At 46.2% G+C, this 22,126-nt stretch carries 20 protein-coding genes and 3 pseudogenes; 15 read left to right on the top strand and 8 right to left on the bottom strand.

What is annotated here, in order from left to right; genetic code table 11:
- Positions 1 to 2 precede the first annotated feature (2 nt).
- The 3 genes from WKT12_RS12400 (at position 3) to WKT12_RS12390 (ending at position 1,911) form a co-directional block, all read left to right on the top strand.
- A complete protein-coding gene (locus WKT12_RS12400; RefSeq protein ID WP_055095680.1) occupies positions 3 to 281 on the top strand; it encodes a helix-turn-helix domain-containing protein in 279 nt (92 codons plus the stop codon).
- A gap of 401 nt (positions 282 to 682) precedes the next feature.
- Positions 683 to 1,189 (top strand): dihydrofolate reductase family protein, encoded by a 507-nt coding sequence (locus WKT12_RS12395; RefSeq protein ID WP_269877117.1) that lies wholly within the window; start codon positions 683 to 685, stop codon positions 1,187 to 1,189.
- Positions 1,190 to 1,224: 35 nt separating this feature from the next.
- Positions 1,225 to 1,911, top strand: coding sequence for a hypothetical protein (locus tag WKT12_RS12390; RefSeq protein ID WP_249053071.1), 687 nt, complete (start codon positions 1,225 to 1,227; stop codon positions 1,909 to 1,911).
- A 97-nt stretch (positions 1,912 to 2,008) separates the two neighbouring features.
- On the opposite strand, the gene WKT12_RS12385 is transcribed toward WKT12_RS12390, so the two are convergent.
- Together WKT12_RS12385 and WKT12_RS12380 are read right to left on the bottom strand one after the other, a co-directional pair.
- Complete coding sequence (locus WKT12_RS12385; RefSeq protein WP_340319857.1) at positions 2,009 to 4,096, bottom strand: type IA DNA topoisomerase; 2,088 nt, start codon at positions 4,094 to 4,096, stop codon at positions 2,009 to 2,011.
- Positions 4,097 to 4,122: 26 nt separating this feature from the next.
- Positions 4,123 to 5,445: a DUF3945 domain-containing protein gene (locus WKT12_RS12380; protein ID WP_340319856.1), complete on the bottom strand. Its 1,323-nt coding sequence runs from the start codon at positions 5,443 to 5,445 to the stop codon at positions 4,123 to 4,125.
- Positions 5,446 to 5,746: 301 nt separating this feature from the next.
- Between WKT12_RS12380 and WKT12_RS12375 the strand changes: the two genes are divergently transcribed.
- From WKT12_RS12375 to WKT12_RS12365, 3 genes and pseudogenes are all read left to right on the top strand, one after another.
- A complete protein-coding gene (locus WKT12_RS12375) occupies positions 5,747 to 6,916 on the top strand; it encodes an AAA family ATPase (protein ID WP_269877113.1) in 1,170 nt (389 codons plus the stop codon).
- A 17-nt stretch (positions 6,917 to 6,933) separates the two neighbouring features.
- A pseudogene (locus WKT12_RS12370) lies at positions 6,934 to 9,402 on the top strand (S8 family serine peptidase).
- A 17-nt stretch (positions 9,403 to 9,419) separates the two neighbouring features.
- On the top strand, positions 9,420 to 9,650 hold the full coding sequence (locus WKT12_RS12365; RefSeq protein WP_269877111.1) for a DUF2188 domain-containing protein: 231 nt from the start codon (positions 9,420 to 9,422) through the stop codon (positions 9,648 to 9,650).
- Positions 9,651 to 9,677: 27 nt separating this feature from the next.
- On the opposite strand, the pseudogene WKT12_RS12360 reads toward WKT12_RS12365, so the two are convergent.
- The 3 genes and pseudogenes from WKT12_RS12360 to WKT12_RS12350 all read right to left on the bottom strand — a co-directional run.
- Positions 9,678 to 10,694: pseudogene (locus WKT12_RS12360) on the bottom strand (TraM recognition domain-containing protein); the annotation flags it as partial.
- Between the two features lie 118 nt (positions 10,695 to 10,812).
- Positions 10,813 to 12,618, bottom strand: a complete 1,806-nt coding sequence (gene ltrA / locus WKT12_RS12355; RefSeq protein ID WP_143722931.1) for a group II intron reverse transcriptase/maturase — start codon at positions 12,616 to 12,618, stop codon at positions 10,813 to 10,815.
- 33 nt (positions 12,619 to 12,651) lie between these two features.
- Complete coding sequence (locus WKT12_RS12350; RefSeq protein ID WP_270244982.1) at positions 12,652 to 12,882, bottom strand: hypothetical protein; 231 nt, start codon at positions 12,880 to 12,882, stop codon at positions 12,652 to 12,654.
- 32 nt (positions 12,883 to 12,914) lie between these two features.
- On the opposite strand from WKT12_RS12350, the gene WKT12_RS12345 reads away from it, so the two are divergent.
- Positions 12,915 to 13,097: a hypothetical protein gene (locus WKT12_RS12345; RefSeq protein WP_165356980.1), complete on the top strand. Its 183-nt coding sequence runs from the start codon at positions 12,915 to 12,917 to the stop codon at positions 13,095 to 13,097.
- 86 nt (positions 13,098 to 13,183) lie between these two features.
- On the opposite strand, the pseudogene WKT12_RS12340 reads toward WKT12_RS12345, so the two are convergent.
- From WKT12_RS12340 to mobA, 3 genes and pseudogenes are all read right to left on the bottom strand, one after another.
- Positions 13,184 to 14,173: pseudogene (locus WKT12_RS12340) on the bottom strand (YWFCY domain-containing protein); the annotation flags it as partial.
- A 17-nt stretch (positions 14,174 to 14,190) separates the two neighbouring features.
- Positions 14,191 to 15,432, bottom strand: a complete 1,242-nt coding sequence (mobB, locus tag WKT12_RS12335) for a conjugal transfer protein MobB (RefSeq protein ID WP_269877108.1) — start codon at positions 15,430 to 15,432, stop codon at positions 14,191 to 14,193.
- Positions 15,417 to 15,839: a conjugal transfer protein MobA gene (mobA, locus tag WKT12_RS12330; RefSeq protein WP_269877106.1), complete on the bottom strand. Its 423-nt coding sequence runs from the start codon at positions 15,837 to 15,839 to the stop codon at positions 15,417 to 15,419. The genes mobB and mobA overlap by 16 nt, the downstream gene beginning before the upstream one ends.
- 566 nt (positions 15,840 to 16,405) lie before the next feature.
- On the opposite strand from mobA, the gene WKT12_RS12325 reads away from it, so the two are divergent.
- The 8 genes from WKT12_RS12325 to WKT12_RS12290 all read left to right on the top strand — a co-directional run.
- Entirely contained in the window at positions 16,406 to 17,191 is a 786-nt protein-coding gene (locus WKT12_RS12325; RefSeq protein ID WP_269877105.1) for a ParA family protein, read from the top strand.
- A gap of 1 nt (position 17,192) precedes the next feature.
- Positions 17,193 to 17,621 carry a DUF3408 domain-containing protein gene (locus WKT12_RS12320; protein WP_195210769.1) on the top strand — a complete coding sequence of 143 codons (429 nt, stop codon included), beginning with the start codon at positions 17,193 to 17,195 and terminating at the stop codon, positions 17,619 to 17,621.
- A gap of 2 nt (positions 17,622 to 17,623) precedes the next feature.
- The gene (locus WKT12_RS12315) at positions 17,624 to 18,250 is read left to right on the top strand and encodes a hypothetical protein (RefSeq protein ID WP_269877104.1); all 627 of its coding nucleotides are present in this window, start codon (positions 17,624 to 17,626) and stop codon (positions 18,248 to 18,250) included.
- A gap of 161 nt (positions 18,251 to 18,411) precedes the next feature.
- Positions 18,412 to 18,708 carry a DUF4134 domain-containing protein gene (locus tag WKT12_RS12310; RefSeq protein ID WP_072531504.1) on the top strand — a complete coding sequence of 99 codons (297 nt, stop codon included), beginning with the start codon at positions 18,412 to 18,414 and terminating at the stop codon, positions 18,706 to 18,708.
- Between the two features lie 10 nt (positions 18,709 to 18,718).
- On the top strand, positions 18,719 to 19,054 hold the full coding sequence (locus WKT12_RS12305) for a DUF4133 domain-containing protein (RefSeq protein ID WP_269877102.1): 336 nt from the start codon (positions 18,719 to 18,721) through the stop codon (positions 19,052 to 19,054).
- On the top strand, positions 19,051 to 21,564 hold the full coding sequence (locus WKT12_RS12300; RefSeq protein WP_269877101.1) for a TraG family conjugative transposon ATPase: 2,514 nt from the start codon (positions 19,051 to 19,053) through the stop codon (positions 21,562 to 21,564). The genes WKT12_RS12305 and WKT12_RS12300 overlap by 4 nt, the downstream gene beginning before the upstream one ends.
- 11 nt (positions 21,565 to 21,575) lie before the next feature.
- Positions 21,576 to 21,926, top strand: a complete 351-nt coding sequence (locus WKT12_RS12295; protein WP_269877100.1) for a DUF3876 domain-containing protein — start codon at positions 21,576 to 21,578, stop codon at positions 21,924 to 21,926.
- A partial coding sequence (locus WKT12_RS12290) for a DUF4141 domain-containing protein (RefSeq protein ID WP_340319855.1) occupies positions 21,926 to 22,126 on the top strand: 201 nt, incomplete at its 3' end. The genes WKT12_RS12295 and WKT12_RS12290, both read left to right, overlap by 1 nt.

Below are 22,126 nucleotides of genomic sequence, written 5' to 3'. Positions count from 1 at the left end.
TTATGTATATAGACAATGACAACTTCGTGGCATGGATGGAGCGTATCATGGACAGGCTCGACATGCAGGATAAAAAGATAGACCGTCTGATGAACAGCCACAACTGCCTGAACGGTGAAAAGCTGCTCGACAATCAGGACTTATGCTTTATGCTCAAAGTGAGCGTCAAGACCTTGCAGCGTTACCGGAAGAAAGGCATATTGCCCTATCTTCTTCTGGACGGAAAATATTACTATCGGGCAAGCGACATACACAGGCTTATTCGTGAGCGCACGGATTAGACAGTGTTTTTTGTCATCATTCAATTAACCTTGTCCTGCCTTGTTGTGATAACACGGCGGGATTTTTTATTATACGCCATGATTTCTCAATGATTTTCACTACATTTGCAAAAGTAGTACAAGAGAATAGCGGCGATTGAACAGTTTTGACTGTGATTTCGTCTTTATATATAATATTGAAAATTAGCGTTCCGCCGAACGTCCCGATGCGAAAACTGGCACTTTTCAAAATGTGGGGATATTCAGCGCAGGATATGCTATGCTTTGTCATAGCGTGGTCTTGCCTGTTTCCACATTTGGGTATGCCAGTACCTCGCATTGAAGCAGTGTAAGAACCACGCTTTTTTGGGGTACTGGCGGACAGTTGAATACGAATATTAAACTGTTAAATACCTGATAGTATGAAACAAATAAAAGCGCACATTGCCGTATCTCTTGACGGATTTATTGCAACCCCAGACTATGAATTGGACTGGATACCACAGTCAGTAAAATCACAGATTGGAAAAGAAATTGCAGCTGCTGATACACTTTTGATAGGAACAAATACTTACACCTACATTTTCGAACATTGGGGAGGATGGCCATATAAAGGAAAGCGTTCTTTTGTTGTGTCCAGCAATGATATTAATGTTACACCAAATTGTGGTGTGGATTTTCTGACAAATAAACCGCTAAATCAGGTATATAAATTAAAACAAGAAAATGATTTATTAGTTATAGGCAGTAGTAAATTACTCACGTCTTTGATAAAAACTAATTTATTAGATTGTTTAACCGTTTATACTGTACCTATTATACTTGGAGAAGGAGTCAGATTTATGTGTGAAACCTTAGATTCCAAATGGAAATTGGATAAATTCTGTATTATGGATGATTTTTTATACTCATCATTTTTAAGGGTTTAATCGATTATCGTATTTTTGCAAAAAAATAGTAAGTTATGAAATTTCCTAATTGGTTTAAGGTTACTTGGTGGTTAATACTTATTTTAGTATCAGGATATATTTTATGTCATAGAATCAATGAGATTATTAATGGAAACTCTAATCAAACTGATACTGTAATATTTCTTATTTTCATAGCTTTGATGTTAGTCCCTATATTTCCAGAAGTAGATTTATTAGGAATAAAACTAAAACAAAGCTTAGATGATTTGAAAGAATACATAAATGTAAAAGTTGGTGACATTAAGACTGAAATACATTCAAATCACGTTCAGTCTGTATATATACAAAATTATGAAAAGCCTTCTCCAGAAAGTAAATTACGAGATATAGAAGAAAAAATCAAACAAGAAATAACTCCTGAATTAAAACATAATTCAAAAATAGATCTTGATATTCCTGATGCAAATCTTTTATTATTTAAGGTTCGATATAATATAGAAATTGAACTTCGACGTATTTGGGAGAAGTATTACCCCAAATCAAATAAACCTATTCCTTTAATGGAAATTATCAGGACTTTATTAAAAGACAATATATTAAATACTAATATATATAATCCATTAAGAGAAATTTTGGCTATCTGTAATTATGCAATACATGGAGAAAAGGTTAGTGATAATCAAGTGTCTTTCATTAAAGATTATGCGAATGAACTGATTCTATACTTACAGCAGCAATAAAAAATGCGCCCGGTTTCCCTCCGGGCGCAACCACTAAAATTTCAATTATCATAAGCCTTAAAACCCATCACAATGAAATTTCAGCGGTAAAGATAAGTCATTTCTTCGGTTTTCCTTTCTTTTCAGGGAATGAAAAAGCGACATTGAACTGTTCGTCCAATACCAGCGAAGCATCGAAAACCTTGCCGTTCTTTCCCTTGAAGCCCTTGATTAACTCGGTCTTCCGCTTCGTCACTAGTTCGACAACCTGCTTGTCGGTCAGTTTCTTGTCGCACTTGTTACGGAATATGGTAAGCGTACAGTCCACGTTGGAACATTTCGCCACTTTCGGGTAGAATAGTATGCGTCCGCTGCCACATTTCGGACATGGACAGGTTTCACCTCCAGCAATGGACAGTTGTACGGAAAGCAGTTCCGCCGTGATTTGGGCGGCATAGACCTCGATGCCTTTCCTGAATGTGTCGGCATCCATACAGCCCGCTTCTATCTTGGTAAGGGCGGTTTCCCACATACCCGTCATTTCGACATCGGCAATCTTCTTGTCCTTGACAATCCTGTAAACGGCAAGTCCCTTTTCTGTGGGTATAATATTCCTTTTCTCACGCACGATATACTGGCGTGCGAACAATGTTTCTATAATCGCCGCACGGGTGGCTGGCGTACCTATCCCGGCATCTTTCAGGCTGGCTTTCAATTCGGCATCCTCCAGTTCCCTGCCCGCATTTTCCATTGCGGCAAGCAGGCTGCTTTCCGTATGCAGCGGCTTCGGCTTGGTCTGCTTTTCGAGCAGATCCACGCCGGAGAGCGACAAGGTTTCTCCCTCCTGAAGCTGTGGCAGTCCGGCAGCTTCTCCGTCCTCGCCTGCTTCCTGTTCGTTGAACACAGCCCGCCATCCGGCTTCTTTCATTATCGCCCCTTTTACGGTGAAATCGGTATTTCCGGCGGACAATACAGCGGTGGTAACGTCTTTCACGCATTTGTCCGAAAAGGTTTCCAGCATACGCCCGGCTACCAGTTCATAGACCGCCCTTTCATCTTCGAAAAGTTCATCGGGCAGGTTTTCGGTAACGATTAAAGCATGGTGGTCGGTTACCTTGCCGTCATTCACGCTGCGGCGGTTCAGTGTGTTGCTGTTCAAGCTGGCGGCATATCCGGCAAAGCGGGGGTATTTTCCCAACAGTGCGATGCGCTCCGGCATTTCCTCGAAAACATCCTCCGAAATATAACGGCTTCCGGTTCTCGGATAGGACATCACTTTCTTTTCATACAGGCTTTGTGCTATCGAAAGCGTCTTGTCCGCTGAAAAATCCAGCTTCGTGTTCGCTTCCTTTTGCAGCGTGGTAAGGTCGTACAAAAGGGGCGGTTCTTGGCTGGTTTCTTTCCTCTCAACAGACTTCACCACAAGCTGCCCGGCATCCTTTACCCGTTGCAGGGCGGCTATGGCATCGGACTGCTGTTCCCACTTGTCGGTCGATTGGGCGGTGAAACCTATTCCCCCGCTGGCGGTCGCCGCTTTGAGCTGCCAGAACTTGGTCGGGACAAAATTCCTGTTCTCCAAAAAACGGCTGCATATCATCACGAGCGTGGGTGTCTGCACCCTGCCCAACGAGAACACGCCCTGTCCGGCGGCTACGCTCAACGCTTGGGTGGCGTTTATCCCTATCAGCCAGTCGGCTTCACTGCGGGACTTGGCGGAGAGGTAGAGGTTATCGTAATGTCCGCCCGGCTGCAAATTGTCCATCCCCTCACGGATAGCCTTGTCGGTAAGGCTGCTTATCCACAGCCGGACAAAAGGCTTGCGGCAGTTCAGGTAATGGAATATATACCTGAAAATCAATTCCCCCTCACGCCCGGCATCGGTGGCGACAATAATCCTGTCGCACTGGTCGAACACCTCCTTAATCACTTTCAACTGTTTCAACACGCCGGGGTCTGCCTTGTAGCCCTTTTCGGCTTTCACCTGACGGGGGATTAGCCGGAAATCGGACGGAAGTATGGGCAGGCTCTCCCTGCGAAAATTTGCCACGCCGTAGGCTTCGGGCATGGCAAGCTGTATCAAGTGCCCGAACGCCCATGTCACCATGTACCCGTTGCCGGACAGATACCCGTCATTCCTTTGTGTCGCCCCGATGATACGGGCGATGTCTTTTGCCACGCTGGGCTTTTCCGCTATCAATGCAATCATAATTCTTCACTTTTTAATGGTAGGTACTACATTTTCATCCCTCTGGACTTTTTGGACTTGTCCGCTTTCAGGCTCTTGTCCTGTGCTTTTTCCTGTTTCTCTTTCTGCTTGGCGGTGGGTTTCTGTTGTCCCTGTTTCAGCGGCTCTTTGGTCTGCTTGGTAGCTTCATCTGTCTTTCCTCCAGAATTGACCGCTACCTGCGTCCGGCTCTCGGAAACGGGGATAACATCTTTCGGCTGCACCTTGCCGGAGGATTTGCCCTGTACTCCGGGCTGCACATGACCGTTGAACTCCACACCCTTGCCGTCCTTTAATCCTGTGACCTGCTGCTGTGCGGGCTGCTGCCCCTGCTGCAAGAACTGGACGGCAGACCTCGGCAGGAACTCCAAACCACGCTCCACTGCGCTGACTTGAAGATAGGCACTGCGTTTCGTCCCGTCCTTGAATTGCAGGTTTTCCATCTTGACGGGTTTCCCGGCTTCAAAAGCGGCTTTCTGTTCCGGGCTTACTTTCACGCCACAAACGGTATCGGGACATTTCCACTTGTCTGCCCGCATGTACTCCAGTTCGTGAGTGTACCTATCCCGGCTGACGAACACGGGGATTTGCTCCCCGTTTTTCGGGTCTTTGATTTGGATAATACCGCCCAGATTGCCAGTTCCCAGCAGGTTTCCTTGTTCCTGCTTGGGAAATTCGTGCCCGTTATACGGGCGTTGAAGCAGCTTTTCATCCATTTGCACGCCGTGCAGCTTAGGCACTACCGTCCCGTCCTTTGCCTGATAGAAAGAGAGCTTGACATCGGTAGGTTTAAGGTAGAAGCCGCCTACCGTCCCCGAAACGGTATAGGTGTTGCGGGATTTGTAGCCACGCATCACCCTGTCGAAATCCTTTGTGTTTTTCAACGTGTCGGCAGTAATGCCGACTTTCTTCAAGTCCTCCCAGTTGATTTTAGCCGGGTCGAAACGGAAATTCTGCCTGCCCCCGTTATTGTCGGGATTCGGAACTCGCAACATTTCCGCCCGTCTGTCGCCCTCCGGCGTGGGGTTGCGGTGGTTGTCCTCGATAGCTTTTGCGTCCTGTTCCGCTTCCGTAGCCTTGCTGCGGAACAAAGCCAGTCCCTCCGTGTCCTGATACCTGTGGAAAAAATTGGAAATGAAGTTGCTGAACACATCGCTGTTCCTGTCCACCTGCATAAACTCACCGCTATGGGATTGGGTCGGTTCTACGGTCTGCAAATTGCCCTCGTTGTCGATACCTTTAACGGCACTCACTTTCCCCTGCTGTTTATCCAAGACCAGCAGCACGTCTTTTTCCTGCCCCTCTGCGGGCGGGTTCATTCTGTTTGCCATAAATAATTGGAATTTTAGTGGTTACGGGATTATTCCCGTCCAAAGGTAACGACTAAATATGCTATATTTTGACAGGCGGCAATGAGTGTCCCGATTTGTCCTACAATGTCTGAATTTGACTATATAATATGGCAAGCTTAATTTTATATGAATCAAATCTTGTCTGTTTGTTCCAGTAGGCAGCATGCTTTAATAAACAAATCCATATAATAGGAAATTAATAAATAAAAAATGGAAATTATATTTTGATTATGGAAATTAATTGTTATATTTGCGAAATAATTTACTTATATCAGAAATAATGGAACATTTTAATATTATACAAGCTTTATGTCGGTCTGCATTGGCAACTCCCAATAGTGCGGTTATACAACAAATAAATAGGCTTAAAGATGCATTAAAGAAAGATGGAAATGAAAAGGAAGCCAAGTCAATAGAATCTCTCCTTGCGTCATCAAAAAAATCTATAGAAATGACCCCTAGTCGAATTAAGCAATCATTTGCAATGAACAAAGGAGAAGTAATAACATCTAAGACTTCTATTCCTGTTGATAAAGAAACTTCTATCCCTATCGCAGAAGTGTTCTTTAATGAAGACTTGCCAGATGAAATTCCTCTTTTTGATGACAATATCAAAAATGCTATTCTTTCTATAATAAACGAATGGTCAAAATTTGATCAATTACTTGAGATTAATGCAGCCCCTGCAAGTTCTTGCTTGATTTATGGACTGCCAGGAACGGGAAAAACTCATTTAGCGAAGTGGATAGCTAAGCAAATAGGATTGCCTGTGGTTTTGGCTCGTTTAGAAGGGTTGATGTCCTCTTTTTTAGGAACTACAGCTAAAAATATAGGCAATTTGTTTTCATTCGCAAATAGATACAATTGTGTTCTTTTGCTTGATGAATTTGATGCAATTGCAAAATTACGGAATGATCCTCAAGAAGTAGGGGAAGTAAAAAGAGTTGTGAACACATTGCTCCAATGCTTAGATAGCAGAAAGGATTGTGGTTTTACAATTGGAGTTACAAACCATGAAGCATTATTAGATCCTGCAGTGTGGAGAAGATTTGACGTCCAAATAGAAATCCCTAAACCTTCACCGCAAATTATAATAGAGCTTGTTAAAAAATTTCTTTATCCGCTTAATTTTGGAGAAAATGAAATTAAACTTTTCGCTTGGTGTATAGAAGAAGCTTCTGGAGCAGATATAGAAATGCTAGCAAAATGGATAAAGAGAGCTTATGTTGTTGATAACAATATAACGGCATCAAATATTATTAAACAATTTACACTCTTAAATTCAGGACGCGTAACTGAAAAAAAGAAAAATGCTATATTAAAAAGTGACGAGGAATTTATTAATGCGCTTATTGAGGATGAAACATATACATTCAAGCAAGTTGATATAGCTCCAATGTTTGGAATGACCACATCTTCTTTGAGTAAACTAAAATCAAAAATGAAATAATTTAATATTTATATATTATGGGAAACAGTCCAATACAAGTGGTATTAAATACCAATAATTTTATAGAAGAAGTTGAAAATAAAGGAGGGGGACCATCCACAGATTTTTTTGCTGACAACGATGTTGCATTTATTGAACATAGAGAGCTGTTAACTCAGCAATTACGTGAAATAAAAAAACTGCAAATTGATAATGAATTTGCTCCTGTTTCTTATGCAAAAATCACTTTAAGACAATCTGCTCTGGCAAAAAGCCACTGTCCAACTCATGCTATTTTTAAGCCTGATATTACACCCATTGTGGGAGCTGGAGAGCTTGGGGAGTTATATGTAGAATTAACTCCAGAAAGTATTGAACGTGTTTCTTGCAAAATGGACAAAGCGGAAACAACTACAAATAAGAAAAATATAGATGGAAAAGATATCCCTTATCCAAGTCGAATACGTAGTGAAATAGGAGCAATTGATCATATCTCCCAACACACAAAAAGCGATAAAAGGAAGTTTTCAATAAAAGAAGCTATAGAATGGTTATCGGACTCACGTTCTGGAGGAGCATACATCGTTGAATTATTCGAAGATCCACCAGCTAAAAAAGACTGGGACACATTAAGTATACAAAAAAGACAATTATTCAGTACATTCATAAATGGACTTGAGAACTTTGGTTCTGGACTATACGCATTAAAAATTAAACAGGATAAAGGAGCAGCTGTTTTATATGGAATAAAGCTAGAAGAAGGTGGAATGCCTATAGTACAAATGGTTCCACTACAATCATCAGCTACAAAAAATATAAATCATAAGGCTGTTTGTTTGGATTATAAACAACACGAGAAACTATTAGATTTCTTGGATAGACATCCGTTAGTAAAAAGAATAACTTTGCCTCCTATTATAACTAGAGGTGGCAATAGTTCTATTAATTTAGGTTCTCCGGCAACAATACCAGCCATAGATCCAAAAGTGAATTACCCCAAATTATGTGTAGTAGATGGAGGCGTTTCAAATATATTGGGAAATTGGATTCAAGACAGATGGGGGTTAATTAGTCCAGAAGATAAAAATGAGCAACATGGGAGTTTTATAGCAGGATTGGCAGTATTAGGAGGAAGCCTAAATAGTGTTTGCAAAGAATTAGATGGATGTTACATTATTGATCTTGATATTCTTCCTTCTAAATTTTACGATTCTTACTATTCTAAGCCTTTAGAGTTTTTTAATGAATTAGAAATTGCCGTCCAAGAATTAAAAGCAAGAACAGGAGTACGTATATTTAATTTCAGCCTTAATGTTGAAGAACACGTAACATCAAGCGGGTATAGTATTCCAGCTCAAATCTTAGATAAAATTGCGGAAGACAATGATATTATTTTTATTATTTCGGCTGGTAACACTCATCCAGCACAGATGAGGAAAGAATGACCATCAGATCCTGTCGCTGCATTAAAAACTTTAGTGACAACAAGAAATGATGCACTTAAAGTTCCTGCTGAAAGTTGCCGCAATATAAGTGTATCAGCCTTAAATCCACCAGATATTGATGGTGTTGTTGCTTATGGGTTAAGTAATTATAGCTGTAAAGGCATTAGTTCTAGAACTGGGTTAAAACCGGACTTAGCTCATGTTGGAGGAAGTGGAACAAAAAATATCACAAAGGGTTATGGCCTTTTCTCAATAAATGAGAACGGACTAATTGAGGATGGCTGTGGAACTAGTTATGCAGCTCCAAATGTAGCAAAAACTATTGCAGCATTAGAAAATAAAATAGAAGGGGAAGTTTCTAGAGAAACTTTAATAGCTTTATCTATCCATTATGCTGTTATACCAGAACCTTTCAGACACAAGCAGTTAAGTAGTGTTGCAAAACATTTAGTTGGTTTTGGTATGCCGTTAAGCTCTTCAGAAATATTGAACGGTGGGGATAATGCTATTACTTTAGTTTTTGCAAATAGGATTACGACAGGTAGAAAACTTAGCTTTAACTTTACATGGCCATCATGTCTTGTAAAGAAAGGAAAGTGTACAGGCAAAGCCAGATTGACAATTGTTAGTACCCCTCCGCTTGATTATAAATTTGGAGCGGAATTTATACGTGTAAACATTGATGCAAGATTAAGACAGCTTCAAAGCAATGGTAAATATAAAGGACGGTTAGATGCTATTTATGCCCCCGAATCTGGAGAAGGTGGACTTTATGAAAAAGATCAAATTGAACATACATTCAAATGGAGTCCAATAAAGGTTTATGAAAAATACTTTTCAAAAGGAGTTGGTCCTTCTACGGAATGGAAACTTGATGTAGAATATTTAACTAGAGATGGAGAAAATATTCCTAGTGAAGGCATTCCATTTACGGCAATTCTAACAATTTCTGATCCAAAAGAAGAAGAACCTGTTTTTAATGATATGCGACACATCTTACAGTCAATTGGTGTCCACACTGTTGACATAAAAACAGCAGCAAGGATTGTATCTAGAGTATAATTTAAAACAAAATATATATGAGAAAAATTTATCATGTAACAAAAACAGAAAATGGTTGGCAAGGTAAACTGGAAAAAGGTCAAAGAGCATCTGTTGTTGGAAGCACTAAGGCAGAAGTCGTTCAAAAAACAATAGAAATTGCTAAACGACAACCCGAATCATCTATTAGAATTCATAAAACAGATGGTAAAATCCAAGAAGAAAGAACATATCCTAAAAAGTCAGATCCATATCCACCTAGAGGATAAAAAATTGATAATAAAGGAAGGAGAAAATTATCCTTCCTTTATTAAATATCGTAGCTCCGGGTCATTCTTGATACGGGTTATCTCGTCTTCGACAATCTGCCGGACTTCCTGACGGATGCGCTCGTAGTTGGCTTGTATCTCTTCCTGCATACGGTCGTTGCCGTCCTTGTCTGTAAAGTCGATAATCTGCGGCAGCTTCACGTAACGGGCAGTTTCCCGTTTCACCTTCTCGTTGTCCACCACGATTTCACAGTGGAAAATCTTCTGTTCTATCCGTTCATCGAAGTTGTCCGCCACCGCCCCCACGAACATGCCTTGCGTGAGGTTGGATATTTTGCTGGCAGGTATCAGGCTGTCCATCTGGGTGCTTATCGAGGTGGACTTCTCCCGCTGGTTGATTGTCATGCTCTGCCGTTTCTGCAACACCTTCCCGAAACGCTCCGACAGGATTTTTGCCGTTTCACCGACCACCTGACCGCTGAACACGTTGCCTACCGTATTTTGTATCACACGGCTTTCCTTGTCCCCGTAGTCACGAGTAAGCTGGCTGTAATCCTGAAAGCCAAGCAGAACCGCCACCTTGTTGCTTCGGGCGGTCGCAATCAGGTTGTCAAGACCACGGAAGTAGATAGTGGGCAACTCGTCTATAATCACCGAACTTTTAAGCTGACCTTTCTTGTTTATCAGCTTCACAATTCTACTGTTATACAATCCCAGTGCCGCCGAATAGATGTTCTGGCGGTCGGGATTATTGCCGACAACCAGTATTTTAGGCTCTTTCGGGTTGTTTATATCCAGCGAGAAATCATCACCCGTCATTACCCAGTAAAGTGCCGGGCTTATCATACGTGAAAGCGGTATTTTGGCACTCGCTATCTGCCCCTGCAACTGCTCTTGGGCATCTGATTCCCAAGCGTCCACGAACGGGGAAAGATAATTTTCCAGTTCGGGATAGCTGCGCAAAATCGTGAACACATCGGCGTATTTCTTGTTCAACAGTTCAATGGCATGGGGAAACGTGCAATACCTGCCGCCCTGATAGATGGTAGGCTCGGCACTCGGCGCCTTGCCGCATTTCTGCGGTAGGTTTCCGAGAGCCTGCCCCCGAACCGTGCTTACATGTCTCCATGTACACGGCTCTCCGTTATAATTCAACTTAGTGTTATACATTGCCATGTATTTTAGCATTACATTCTGGACAGACTGCCAATGTTTTACGGTGCATTTTGAGCATGATGCGTTCCCATTCGTTCTTGCCTGTCAAGTCTTTCAAGGCACGAACATGGTGCATCACCGTTTTGCCATGCGCTCCGCATACCTCGCACTGTTCCGCCTTTAGTCTCTCAACAAGGCTTGAGGCTGGCAGAAAATTGGTGTTTGGCATTATGTCGCATTTAGCATCACATTGAGCGTCTTTTCTCTTGAAACCCTCATTATATAACACACGGCATTTGCATTGCCCTTTTGCATCCGTGTAACTGATTACAAAGTCTTTGTCTTTCGAGTATTTCTTTTTAATCTTCCGTACACTGCTGCTTTGCTTTTTGGCGATGCTTTTGTACATACTGTATTCCATAATATAACCGAACCTTTTGCAAAGAGTAGATACATTGTTCGCTATCGAGTAATAATTGTAGAATCCTCTTATCTCCTTATTGAATTGGGCTACAATATCCTCCGGTTTGCAGTTCATCATATAACTGCGTGCCTTTGGCTTCCAATCCTCCTTGCCATTGGTTTGTATAACCCTCATGGCTTTGTAGTCAATCAACTTGTTCTTGACCACCTCTCTCGGGAGTAGAAGTACAACCTTGCGGTTGAACATTCTTTTGAGCACTCCATTCTTATCTCTCTTGGTGGCTTTGGAGTTGCGTACGGTTATTTCATATCCCAGAAATTTAGCTTTTTCTTGTGCTTGGGTTATAAGCGTTTTCTCTGCCGACAGTTCAAGTTTTAGCTTATCTTTCATGAATTGTGTGATATTCGCTTTGATTTGCCCACATTCTTCATGGCTGCCGACAACCCCAATCAAGAAATCGTCTGCGTATCTGACATATTTCAACCGTCTGTACTCTTCATCCATTTCCATGACACAAGGCATTTGTTGCATCTGTCGGTAATACCCTTTGATTTTATCAATAAGGTCTTTCCGTACCTTTGTATCGGTTTCGGATTTCAGTTTCTTTTCCAGCTTGTTCTTACGGTCTTTAATCCGACGGTAATCCTTATCCAATCTTCTGCTTGCGCCTTTATTGAAAGATTGGGCGTATTCCTCCATGTACTTGTCGAACTTGTCAAGGTAAATATTAGCCAGTATGGGACTAATGATGCCGCCTTGCGGAGTTCCACTGTACGTGTGTCTGTATTTCCAATTTTCAATATACCCAGCGTTCAGAAATTTACGGATGAGCCTTATGAACCTCTCGTCCGCTATGCGTTCTTCGAGTATGCCAATCAGAACGTTATGGTCTATGTTGTCGAAGAAGCCTTTTATGTCCCCCTCTATAAACCATTTTGTTCCGAGAAACGTATCTTGAATTTGGGTTAATGCAGTCTGGCAACTCCTACGTGGTCTGAATCCATGTGAGGTATTTTCAAAACTTCCCTCGTATATGGCTTCCAGTATCATGTGTACCACTTCCTGCACCAACTTGTCTTCAAAAGAAGGGATGCCCAACGGGCGTTTCTTTCCGTTCTTCTTAGGGATATAGACCCTTTTGGCTGGGTTGGGTTTGTAACTTTCGTCTCTAAGCTTGGAGATTAGATTTTCTATTCTCTGAATACTCATTTCGTCAACTGTCTTGCCGTCTGTCCCAGCGGTCATATTGCCCTGTTTGGCATAGATTCGCTGGTAGGCGGTATAGAACATCTGTTCATTGAATAGAATACGATACAACCGTTCGAACTTATAGCCCGATACATTGCTGTGTTTCACTAAGTTGTTCAATACATTCTTTGGATTTCTCATAATGTCTCTCACATTTTCCTTTGATTATATTGATTATATAACTGCTTCCCTTCGCCATGTGCAGGGCATTACCCTGCTCGGACTATTACGGAAGCTCCGTTGCCATGCCGAATATTCAAGAACGACTTCTATAGCCTTTCGGCGTTTCGGTTTAGGCAATCCCCATTTAGCGGGTGTAATAACAAGCATGACAGACTGTCGGATGCAACGTTCGTCCGTTAATCTGCTTATTGCAGACGTGTCGCAGTCAGTTCTTTGCCCCATACAACCTAAACACTTGCTGGGGTACATGCGATATGGCGTTGGTAACTGCCTTCCGCCACAGCCCTGGTATGTGCCACTGGATTGTTGTTCAACCAGTTCAGGCTTCATCCTCATGTCCGTCTTTCTGTCTTGCCATTCAGTCGCAGCGTGGCAGTTGGCTGACTTATGGCTTCTCCGACATGCTACACTCCCCCTCGGGTTTCCCTCTGGGATAAGTCGGATGACAGTAGGTCTTATTTTCATAGAACTCTAACCTAATCTATTGCTAAATAGATATTTATTACACCGCCTTATGGGCGCACCGCAAATACCAAATGATAGCCGCCAAAAGGATAATCGGGCTTTCCACGAAGAAGTCGCCCTGCTTGGTTATCCAACTGCGATTGAGGTTGAGCATTATCGTGTAGCTGGCTTCGTAAGCGTCCGCTATGTCCGACATGAAGCTGGCGTTTATCGGGTTGCATCGGTGGCTCTTGCGTGGGTCGTCAAAATTGATAATGTAAAACTTGGGCTTGACCTTATAGCCGTCCAAATGCGTGAGCAAATGATTATATGCTATTTCCGACAGGTCGGGAAACTTATAATCATAACAGTAGAGTGCAAAACCCTTCTCGATTTGCTGTTTTATGTAATTGTTTACTACCGCGTATGACTTTCCGCTTCCCGGCGTGCCCAGCACAAGGCTGGCACGGAACGGGTTCACCACATTTATCCAGCCGTTGTTCCATTTCTTCTTATAATAGAAACGTGTTGGCAGGTTTATCGAATACTCGTTCTCGATAAGCCGGGTTTCCTGCTGGAAACTCTCGTTCTCGGTGTTAAAGACATCATCCATAAGGTTGTTCTTCAACAGGCGGGACATCCATGTACCCGCCATGAGCAGGCATATATAGCCCGCAGACAGCATGGCGATGTAAAATGCTGTGTCCGCCGTATGCGGCAAGGGCAGTTCCAGCAGCCACCAGTTCAGGAAAAACAGGACGAAACCCACCGCAAGGCAGCAATGTATCTTCGTCCAAGTTATCTTCTCGTTCTTCACCCCCTTTGTCCCGATGCACGACAGGGCGAGAAACACCACCGCAAAAAGTTTCGTCCACAGCATGGACGAGAACAGCCCGGTGGTACGCTGGAAGTTCCACAAAATCTTGTCAATCACCTCAAAGGTTACTCCCCATCCTTTTAGGCTGGAGTAACAGAACCAGTACACGTTTATTCCCACGAATAAAATACTGATTGCCCGCATAAAGTCCATGACCCTTGCAAGCCCCCTCAAATCATCTTCCTGTTGCATAGTCGTATGTTTTTAAGTTATTCGATGCGTCTTGTGCGCTTCTTTTTCTTCTTTCTCTTTTGCCCGGCGGTGTCCTGCGGCGGTTCTTCTCCTATGGAAGATCCGCCGAACAACCCGCCCAGTCCGCTGACCGGAAGCCGTGCCGCCGTATGCGGCTGCTGCGTGAAGTCCTGCTCTTGTCCCCGCTGCGGAGCAACGCTTTCGGTCTGTCCCGTTTGGACATCCGAATACAGGTCATTGAACACGTTCGCCGAAAACTCCTTGCCCAAACGTGAACCGTTCAATACCACCCGGCTGTCGTGGTCGATGAACGTAACGCCATAGATGCGCCCACTGTCGTTCTGCCGGAACACCACGTCAATGCCCTGCCGTTTCAGTTCCTGTTCAAACTTTTGTCGGTTACGGGCGGTCTGCATGGCTGCGGCGACAATCTTCCGGGTACGCTCTTTCAGCTTCCCGTCCTTAATCGCCTTGCCAGACTTTTCCATCCTGCACAGCACCGCTTCGTAGCCCACCGACTTGCCGATGCGGGATGCCTTTACCGGGTTGCCCACCTTTTCGCCCTTATCGTCCGTGGCGGAATAGACAATGCCCTGATAGGGTCTGCCGTTTATCTCCCCCTTGACTTCCTCGGCGCACACGTTGCAGGTGGCAAGCAACGCCCTGTACTCCCCGAACGACTGGAAGCGGTAGCCGTAACAAGCCGCTTTCACGGTATTGCCAATCTGGTGCTTCACGTCCCCGGCTGCGTAATCGACCTTTTTAAGTTCGGGGCGTTCGGCACGCTCCTTTCTCTCCGCCGGATGCAGGTTGTATTTCCGTTCCAGTTCACGGGTAATCTGCTTGCTTCTCCGGTGCTCGAACCTGTCATTCAGCGGCTTGCCGTTTTCGTCCACCCGTAAGCCCACGATGTGGATATGGTGGCGGTCGATGTCCTCGTGTTTATAGACCAAATAAGGCTGGTCACCATAGCCCAACTTCCGCATATACTCCCGTGCGATGTCAGACAACTGCTGGTCTGAAAGCACGTCTTTCGGGTGCGGGTTTATGGAAATGTGCAATATCGGCTTCTTGGTGGACAAATGGACGGGCATCTGCATTTCAAAACTGCGCATACACCCGCCGATACTGGAATGCCCGTCCTCGTCCAACAGCATTTTATTGGAGAAAAGCACCTTTGCTTCCCCGTTGTCCACCTTTTCCTGATTGTATGCCAGTGCGCCGAACATGGAACTTCCTGTACTTATTTTGGCAACCATAGTTCCCTGCACTCGTTTGTCAGGTCGATAACCTGACGGTTCAACATAGCCAGTTCGGTAGTCGCTTTCTCCAGTTTATAGAGAAAAGCCAGTGCCTTTTTCTCCGAAAAGTTACTATTTAGAGCCTTTACCACTTGGTTGTAATTGACCGCTACCGCTCTGAATTGTGCATAAAATTCGGTCAGTCGGGCGCAATACTCGACCGCCGACTTGTCCACTTTCACCACCTGGAACGGCTCGCCGAAGATACGTGCGGCGATGAAACGGGACTTGCTCGAAACGCCCGACTGCTCCCACTGCGATAGGAAGCGGGCGTTCTCCCGGTCGTTCAGGTAAAGGACATGGCGATGTTTCGCCGGGTCTTGGAGGGCGGGGCGACCGCCCTTGCTGTTTTTCCTTGTTTCCATACTTTCTTGAATTAAAAAATCACGACTTCGGAGTGGTTTTTACCCCCGCAAGGGGCAAGGTGTTTTCAGGCACGGAAAACGGTTTCGTGTGCCACGAAACACACCTTGCTATTTTCTGGCGAAAATCGAAAATCCGTCCGGGACGGATTGGGGTCTGCATCAGGCGGCAAGCCCTGCCGTCCACCAGCACCGTTACACGTCTTTACCCCTTGCGGCTCGTTACTCCACTGCAAAGTAACGGTGATTTATAATGCTGTAAAATAGGCAGTTGGTGGACAAACCGGGACACGAAAGGACAAATCGGGACACATCTAAAAACGGACGTTTTTTCTCCTTTTATTTGCATAAGATTTCAAGATTGAAAGCAAGATTGAAAGACACATTTCAATCAGGCAAGAACGGTTGAAAGCAGGATTTCAAGAAAACGTGATTGCTGGATTTCAAGAAAGAATGAAAGCAGGAAAGCAGGAAAGCAAGATTGAAATAAAGCAGTCTTTCCATATTTCAAGCCTGCAATATGGAAAGCCCGAATGATTGGAAGCAATAAACAAATATATCAACCAATAATGAACGGAAGCAATATGGAAAACGAGAAAATACCCCTTTATGTCGCCTTTTCCACCCAAAAGGGCGGGGTCGGCAAAACCACCTTTACCGTGCTTGCGGCGAGTTACCTCTATTACCTCAAAGGCTACGATGTGGCGGTAGTCGATTGCGACTACCCGCAACATTCCATTGCCGGGATGCGCAAGCGGGATGCCGAACAGGTCGGGGCGGACGAGGATTACAAGCGCATGGCGTATGAACAGTTCACCCGTCTGGGGAAGAAAGCCTACCCGGTGCTGTGCAGTTCGCCCGAAAAGGCGATAGCCACGGCTGACGGATATACGGCAGAAGCCGGACACGTACCGGACATCGTGTTTTTTGACCTGCCGGGCACGGTGAACAGCGAGGGCGTGATAAACTCCCTTGCGGGCATGGACTATATCTTCACCCCGATTTCCGCCGATAAGGTGGTTCTTGAAAGCAGCCTGTCGTTTGCGGTGGCTATCCAAAAGCTGCTGGTGAGGAATGAAGCCTGCCGCCTTGCCGGGCTGTACCTCTTCTGGAACATGGTGGACGGTCGGGAGAAAACCGACCTCTATGCCGCCTATGACAAGACGATAAAGGAACTGGAACTGCCGCTGATGAAAACCTTTATCCCCGACACCAAACGCTACAAAAAAGAACTGGTGACGGACAGGAAGGCGGTGTTCCGCTCCACGCTCTTTCCCGCCAGCCGCCCACTGGTAAGGGGCAGCAACTTGGAAGAACTGATAACAGAAATGATGTATTACATTAAATTACAATGATATGGCAAAGCAAAACGGCACTCTGCCGAAAATAGACGAGGATTTCATGCGGGAACTTATCTCGCAGGGTGTCCCCACTAAGCAGGACAAGCAGCCGGAGGACATACCGAACCCCGGCGGCGAAACGGGCATCCCCCAAGAGGGACAACAGACGGAAACGGTACGGATGGAGAAACCGACACCCCGCAGGCGCAAGGGTTGCACGGGCGACTACCGGGAAACCTACTTCCAGAAAGTGGAACTGGCAGACCGACAACCCTTGTACGTGAGCCGAGCCACCCACGAGAAACTGATGCGTATCGTGACGGTGATAGGCGGGCGCAAGGTGACGGTAAGCAGCTACGTGGAAAATATTCTGCTGCGGCACTTCGAACAGTACCAAGACGAGATAAACGCCTTGTACGAAAGCCACTTCCAAAAGCCTGTATGACTATGGTAACCTATTGCATACTTACCGGGCTTCTGGTGTACTATATCGCCCTGTGGCTGTGGTATCGCCATGCGGACAACAGGCGTTTCGAAAAGGGAACAAATGATAAAACCGTTCCCGAAAGTCTGGCGGACGGCTACACGCTAATAGGCGAGAGCCGCTACAAGGGTGGACTAATCGGGACAGTGCAGGACAAATCGGGACACCTCCCGCAAGCGGCTGAAAATGATACTATTTTTGCGGCGCAAGCTGCCGGACAACCGGACGAAACACCCGACTACGGGGATGACGAACCCGATTACGAGGGCGAAGAAATATCCGGGTACATGGACGGGTACGATGATATGGGCAGGGCTGCGGGCGTGAGCTTTGAGGAACTGGGCGAAACGGTACGCACGGCGAACGCCGACAACTCCACCGAAGCGGAACAGCGGCAAGCCGCCGTGACGCTGGCACGGATTGAGGGGACGAACCTCTACGATGCGGTGGTGGAGAATATCAACGGCGGGCTGGCAAAGGTGGCGGAACTGCTGGGACGCAACGAAGCGGAACTGGCTGCGGCTGATCCCGCCGGAACTGGCAATACCAGCGGGGAATACGAAGCGTTCGACATGAACGAGTATCTGTAACATAACAAGTAACGATATGAAGCAACATGATTACGGTTGATTGGCAATACTGACAACAACAGACGGCATCCGTGCCGCAACCACTAAAATTTCAAATTATTCATCCGCCGTGCGGCAGCGGACTATCCACCCGCTGTCCCGGCATTAAAATCCAATTCGCAATGAAAAAGAAAATCTTTTTGTCGGCGGCTCTCCTTGCCGCTGTGGTAAGTGCCTACGCACAAGGTAACGGACAGGCAGGCATTACCGAAGCCACCAACATGATAACCAGCTACTTTGACCCCGGAACAAAGCTGGTGTACGCAATCGGGGCGGTCTGCGGCTTGATTGGCGGTGTAAAGGTGTATAACAAGTTCTCAAGCGGTGACCCCGATACCAGCAAGACCGCCGCAAGCTGGTTCGGGGCGTGCATCTTCCTGATTGTCGCCGCCACTATCCTGCGTTCGTTCTTCCTCTAAAACGGCGGCTATGTCTGAATATCCGGTAAACAGGGGTATCGGAAAACCGGTGGAGTTCAAGGGGCTGAAAAGCCAGTACCTTTTCATCTTTGCGGGTGGCCTGCTCGCCGTGTTCGTGGTGTTCATCGTCCTGTTCATGGCAGGTGTGAACCAGTGGCTATGTATCGGTTTCATCGTGTCGGCTTCGCTGTTGCTCGTATGGCAGACGTTCCGGCTCAACGCCAAGTACGGCACGCACGGACTGATGAAAGCTGCCGCCCGCAAAAGACATCCCCGCTTCATCATCAGCCGAAAGGCGATACCCAGATTATTTACCTATAAAAATAGAAAGGAAGAAAGACCATGAGGAATATGTTAAAGGCTACCACGCTGGAAAGGAAATTTCCCCTTTTGGCGGTGGAGAACGGCTGCATCATTTCAAAGGATGCCGACATAACGGTAGCTTTCCGGGTGGAACTGCCCGAACTGTTCACCGTCACCAGTGCCGAATATGAAGCCATACATTCGGCATGGTACAAGGCAATCAAGGTACTGCCCGACTATTCCATAGTACACAAGCAGGACTTCTTCATCACGGAGAACTACCAGCCTGACACCGGAAGGGACGAACTCAGTTTCCTGTCCCGGAGTTTTGAGCGGCACTTCAATGAACGCCCGTTCCTGAACCATTACTGTTACCTGTTCCTGACAAAGACGACAAGGGAGAGAAGCCGCCGACAGAGCGACTTCTCCACCCTCTGCCGGGGCAGGATTGTTCCGCAGGAGATAGCGGACAGGGAAACGGCTATGAAATTCATCGAAGCGGTCGGACAGTTTGAAAGGATCATGAACGACAGCGGGTTTGTCACGCTTACCCGGCTGGCGGCACCGGAAATCACCGGGCAGGACGGAAAGGCTGGCATCATCGAGAAATACTTCTCGCTCTCGCAGACAGATACCACCTGCCTGAAAGACATCGGGCTTTACCCGGAAGAAATGCGTGTCGGGGATGACATACTGTGCCTGCACACGCTTTCGGACGTGGAAGATTTGCCGGAAAAGGTCGGTACGGACACACGGTTTGAAAAGCTTTCCACCGACCGGAGCGACTGCCGCCTGTCATTCGCCGCCCCGGTGGGCGTGCTGCTGTCGTGCAACCACGTCTATAACCAATACATCTTCATAGACGACCATGCCGAAAACCTGAAAACGTTCGAGCAGACCGCCCGGAACATGCAGTCGCTTTCCCGCTACTCCCGTGCCAACCAGATAAACAAGGAATGGATAGACGAGTACCTGAACGAAGCGCACAGCAAGGGGCTTGTTTCCGTGCGCTGCCACTGCAACGTCATGGCTTGGAGCGATGACCGGGAGGAACTCAAACGCATACGCAACGATGTGGGAAGCCAGCTTGCCCTGATGGAATGCAAGCCACGCCACAACACGGTCGATACGCCCACGCTCTTTTGGGCGGGCATACCGGGCAACGAGGGGGACTTCCCGGCGGAAGAAAGTTTCTACACGTTCTTGGGGCAGGCTCTCTGCCTGTTCGTGGAAGAAACGAACTACAAGAGTTCGCTTTCGCCCTTCGGCATCAAAATGGTGGACAGGGTGAGCGGGCGACCGCTGCACATCGACATATCAGACCTGCCCATGAAGAAAGGTATCACGACCAACCGCAACAAGTTCATACTTGGGCCGAGCGGCAGCGGGAAGTCTTTCTTCACCAACCACATGGTACGCCAGTATTACGAGCAGGGGGCGCACGTGCTGCTGGTAGATACGGGCAACAGCTATTTGGGGCTGTGCCAGCTTATCCACAACCGCACGCACGGCGAGGACGGGATTTATTTCACCTACACCAACGAGAACCCGATAGCGTTCAACCCGTTCTATGTCGAGGACGGGGTATTCGACATCGAGAAGAAAGAGAGTATCAAGACCCTTATACTCACCCTGTGGAAGCGGGACGATGAAGCCCCGAAGCGGTCGGAAGAAGTGGCGTTGTCCAATGCGGTAAGTGCCTATATCGAACGCATCACGGGCGACAGGTCGGTAACACCCTGCTTCAACACGTTCTACGAGTTTGTCCGGGACGAATACCGCCGACAGCTTGAACAGAAGAATGTCAGGGAAAAGGACTTTGACATTGACGGCTTCCTGAACGTGCTTGAACCCTATTACAAGGGCGGCGAGTATGACTACCTGCTCAACTCCGACAAGGAACTGGACTTGCTGCACAAACGCTTTATTGTCTTCGAGCTGGACAATATCAAAGACCACAAAATACTGTTCCCGATAACGACCATCATCATCATGGAAGCCTTTATAAACAAGATGCGCAAATTGAAGGGAATAAGAAAATTAATCCTGATTGAAGAAGCGTGGAAAGCGATAGCGTCGGCGAACATGGCGGACTACATAAAATATTTGTACAAAACCGTCAGAAAGTATTTCGGGGAAGCGATTGTGGTAACGCAGGAAGTGGAGGATATTATTTCCTCGCCTATCGTGAAAGAGAGCATCATCAACAATTCGGACTGCAAGATTCTGTTAGATCAAAGGAAATATCTCAACAAGTTCGACAGCATACAGACCCTCTTGGGACTGACCGACAAGGAACGTTCGCAAATATTGTCCATCAATATGGCGAACCATCCCGGACGGAAGTATAAGGAAGTGTTCTTCTCGCTGGGCGGCACGCAGTCGGCGGTGTACGCAACGGAAGTTTCGCTGGAGGAATATTACACGTACACGACCGAAGAAAGCGAGAAAACGGAACTGTTCGCCCTTGCCGACAAGCTGGGCGGCAACCTTGAACTGGCTGTCAAACGGCTTGCGGAGAGCAAAAGAAATCCCGGATTATCAACCACCTAAAAATAAACGATATGAAATTAATGGACAACCTGATTTACACGCTGCTGTCCGCCTGCCTGCTGGCTGGCTGCAAGGACAGTGAAAGCAAGGAACTGGAAAGGATGCGGGGCGACTGGGTACACGTCAGGGGACACCCGGCTTTCACACTCACGGAAACGGACGGCAGATACACCGTCACCCGTAAAGCGAATGTCAGGGGCAGGGTATTGGAAACGACTTATCCGGTGACAGAGCAGAACGGCTGCCTGTTCATTGAAACAGGCTTCGGCATACAGTTCACCTACGACAAAAAGAACGACCGGATAACGCTCCTGCCCGGCGGCGAATACAGGCGTGTTACAAATCCTAAAAACAAAAAATGATGAAAAGAACGATTCTTCTTATGGCGGTATGCCTGTGCTTCATGGGCAGGGCATCCGCCCAGTGGGTGGTGTCAGACCCCGGCAACTTGGCTCAGGGCATCATCAACACCGCCAAACAGATTGTGGAAACGGCGGGAACGAAAGCCAACACCCTGAACGGCTTTCTGGAAACGCAGAAGATTTTCCAGCAGGGGAAAGCC

This window comes from Phocaeicola sp. HCN-6420 (assembly GCF_037890145.1).
GTDB lineage: Bacteria > Bacteroidota > Bacteroidia > Bacteroidales > Bacteroidaceae > Phocaeicola.
The sequence above is the reverse complement of the archived record's forward strand: the minus strand, read 5'-3'. Positions and strand labels throughout refer to the sequence as shown.

Excerpts from the sequence above, each read along its gene's own strand:
- WKT12_RS12400 (WP_055095680.1), top strand. The coding sequence starts at position 3 with ATGTATATAGACAATGACAACTTCGTGGCATGGATGGAGCGTATCATG.
- WKT12_RS12295 (WP_269877100.1), top strand. The coding sequence starts at position 21,576 with ATGAAATTAATGGACAACCTGATTTACACGCTGCTGTCCGCCTGCCTG.
- mobB (WP_269877108.1), bottom strand. The coding sequence starts at position 15,432 with ATGGTTGCCAAAATAAGTACAGGAAGTTCCATGTTCGGCGCACTGGCA.
- mobA (WP_269877106.1), bottom strand. The coding sequence starts at position 15,839 with ATGGAAACAAGGAAAAACAGCAAGGGCGGTCGCCCCGCCCTCCAAGAC.
- WKT12_RS12350 (WP_270244982.1), bottom strand. The coding sequence starts at position 12,882 with ATGGGGCAAAGAACTGACTGCGACACGTCTGCAATAAGCAGATTAACG.
- WKT12_RS12375 (WP_269877113.1), top strand. The coding sequence starts at position 5,747 with ATGGAACATTTTAATATTATACAAGCTTTATGTCGGTCTGCATTGGCA.
- ltrA (WP_143722931.1), bottom strand. The coding sequence starts at position 12,618 with ATGAGAAATCCAAAGAATGTATTGAACAACTTAGTGAAACACAGCAAT.
- WKT12_RS12390 (WP_249053071.1), top strand. The coding sequence starts at position 1,225 with ATGAAATTTCCTAATTGGTTTAAGGTTACTTGGTGGTTAATACTTATT.
- WKT12_RS12385 (WP_340319857.1), bottom strand. The coding sequence starts at position 4,096 with ATGATTGCATTGATAGCGGAAAAGCCCAGCGTGGCAAAAGACATCGCC.
- WKT12_RS12300 (WP_269877101.1), top strand. The coding sequence starts at position 19,051 with ATGAGGAATATGTTAAAGGCTACCACGCTGGAAAGGAAATTTCCCCTT.
- WKT12_RS12305 (WP_269877102.1), top strand. The coding sequence starts at position 18,719 with ATGTCTGAATATCCGGTAAACAGGGGTATCGGAAAACCGGTGGAGTTC.
- WKT12_RS12365 (WP_269877111.1), top strand. The coding sequence starts at position 9,420 with ATGAGAAAAATTTATCATGTAACAAAAACAGAAAATGGTTGGCAAGGT.
- WKT12_RS12395 (WP_269877117.1), top strand. The coding sequence starts at position 683 with ATGAAACAAATAAAAGCGCACATTGCCGTATCTCTTGACGGATTTATT.
- WKT12_RS12345 (WP_165356980.1), top strand. The coding sequence starts at position 12,915 with ATGGCGTTGGTAACTGCCTTCCGCCACAGCCCTGGTATGTGCCACTGG.
- WKT12_RS12320 (WP_195210769.1), top strand. The coding sequence starts at position 17,193 with ATGGCAAAGCAAAACGGCACTCTGCCGAAAATAGACGAGGATTTCATG.
- WKT12_RS12380 (WP_340319856.1), bottom strand. The coding sequence starts at position 5,445 with ATGGCAAACAGAATGAACCCGCCCGCAGAGGGGCAGGAAAAAGACGTG.
- WKT12_RS12315 (WP_269877104.1), top strand. The coding sequence starts at position 17,624 with ATGGTAACCTATTGCATACTTACCGGGCTTCTGGTGTACTATATCGCC.
- WKT12_RS12310 (WP_072531504.1), top strand. The coding sequence starts at position 18,412 with ATGAAAAAGAAAATCTTTTTGTCGGCGGCTCTCCTTGCCGCTGTGGTA.
- WKT12_RS12325 (WP_269877105.1), top strand. The coding sequence starts at position 16,406 with ATGAACGGAAGCAATATGGAAAACGAGAAAATACCCCTTTATGTCGCC.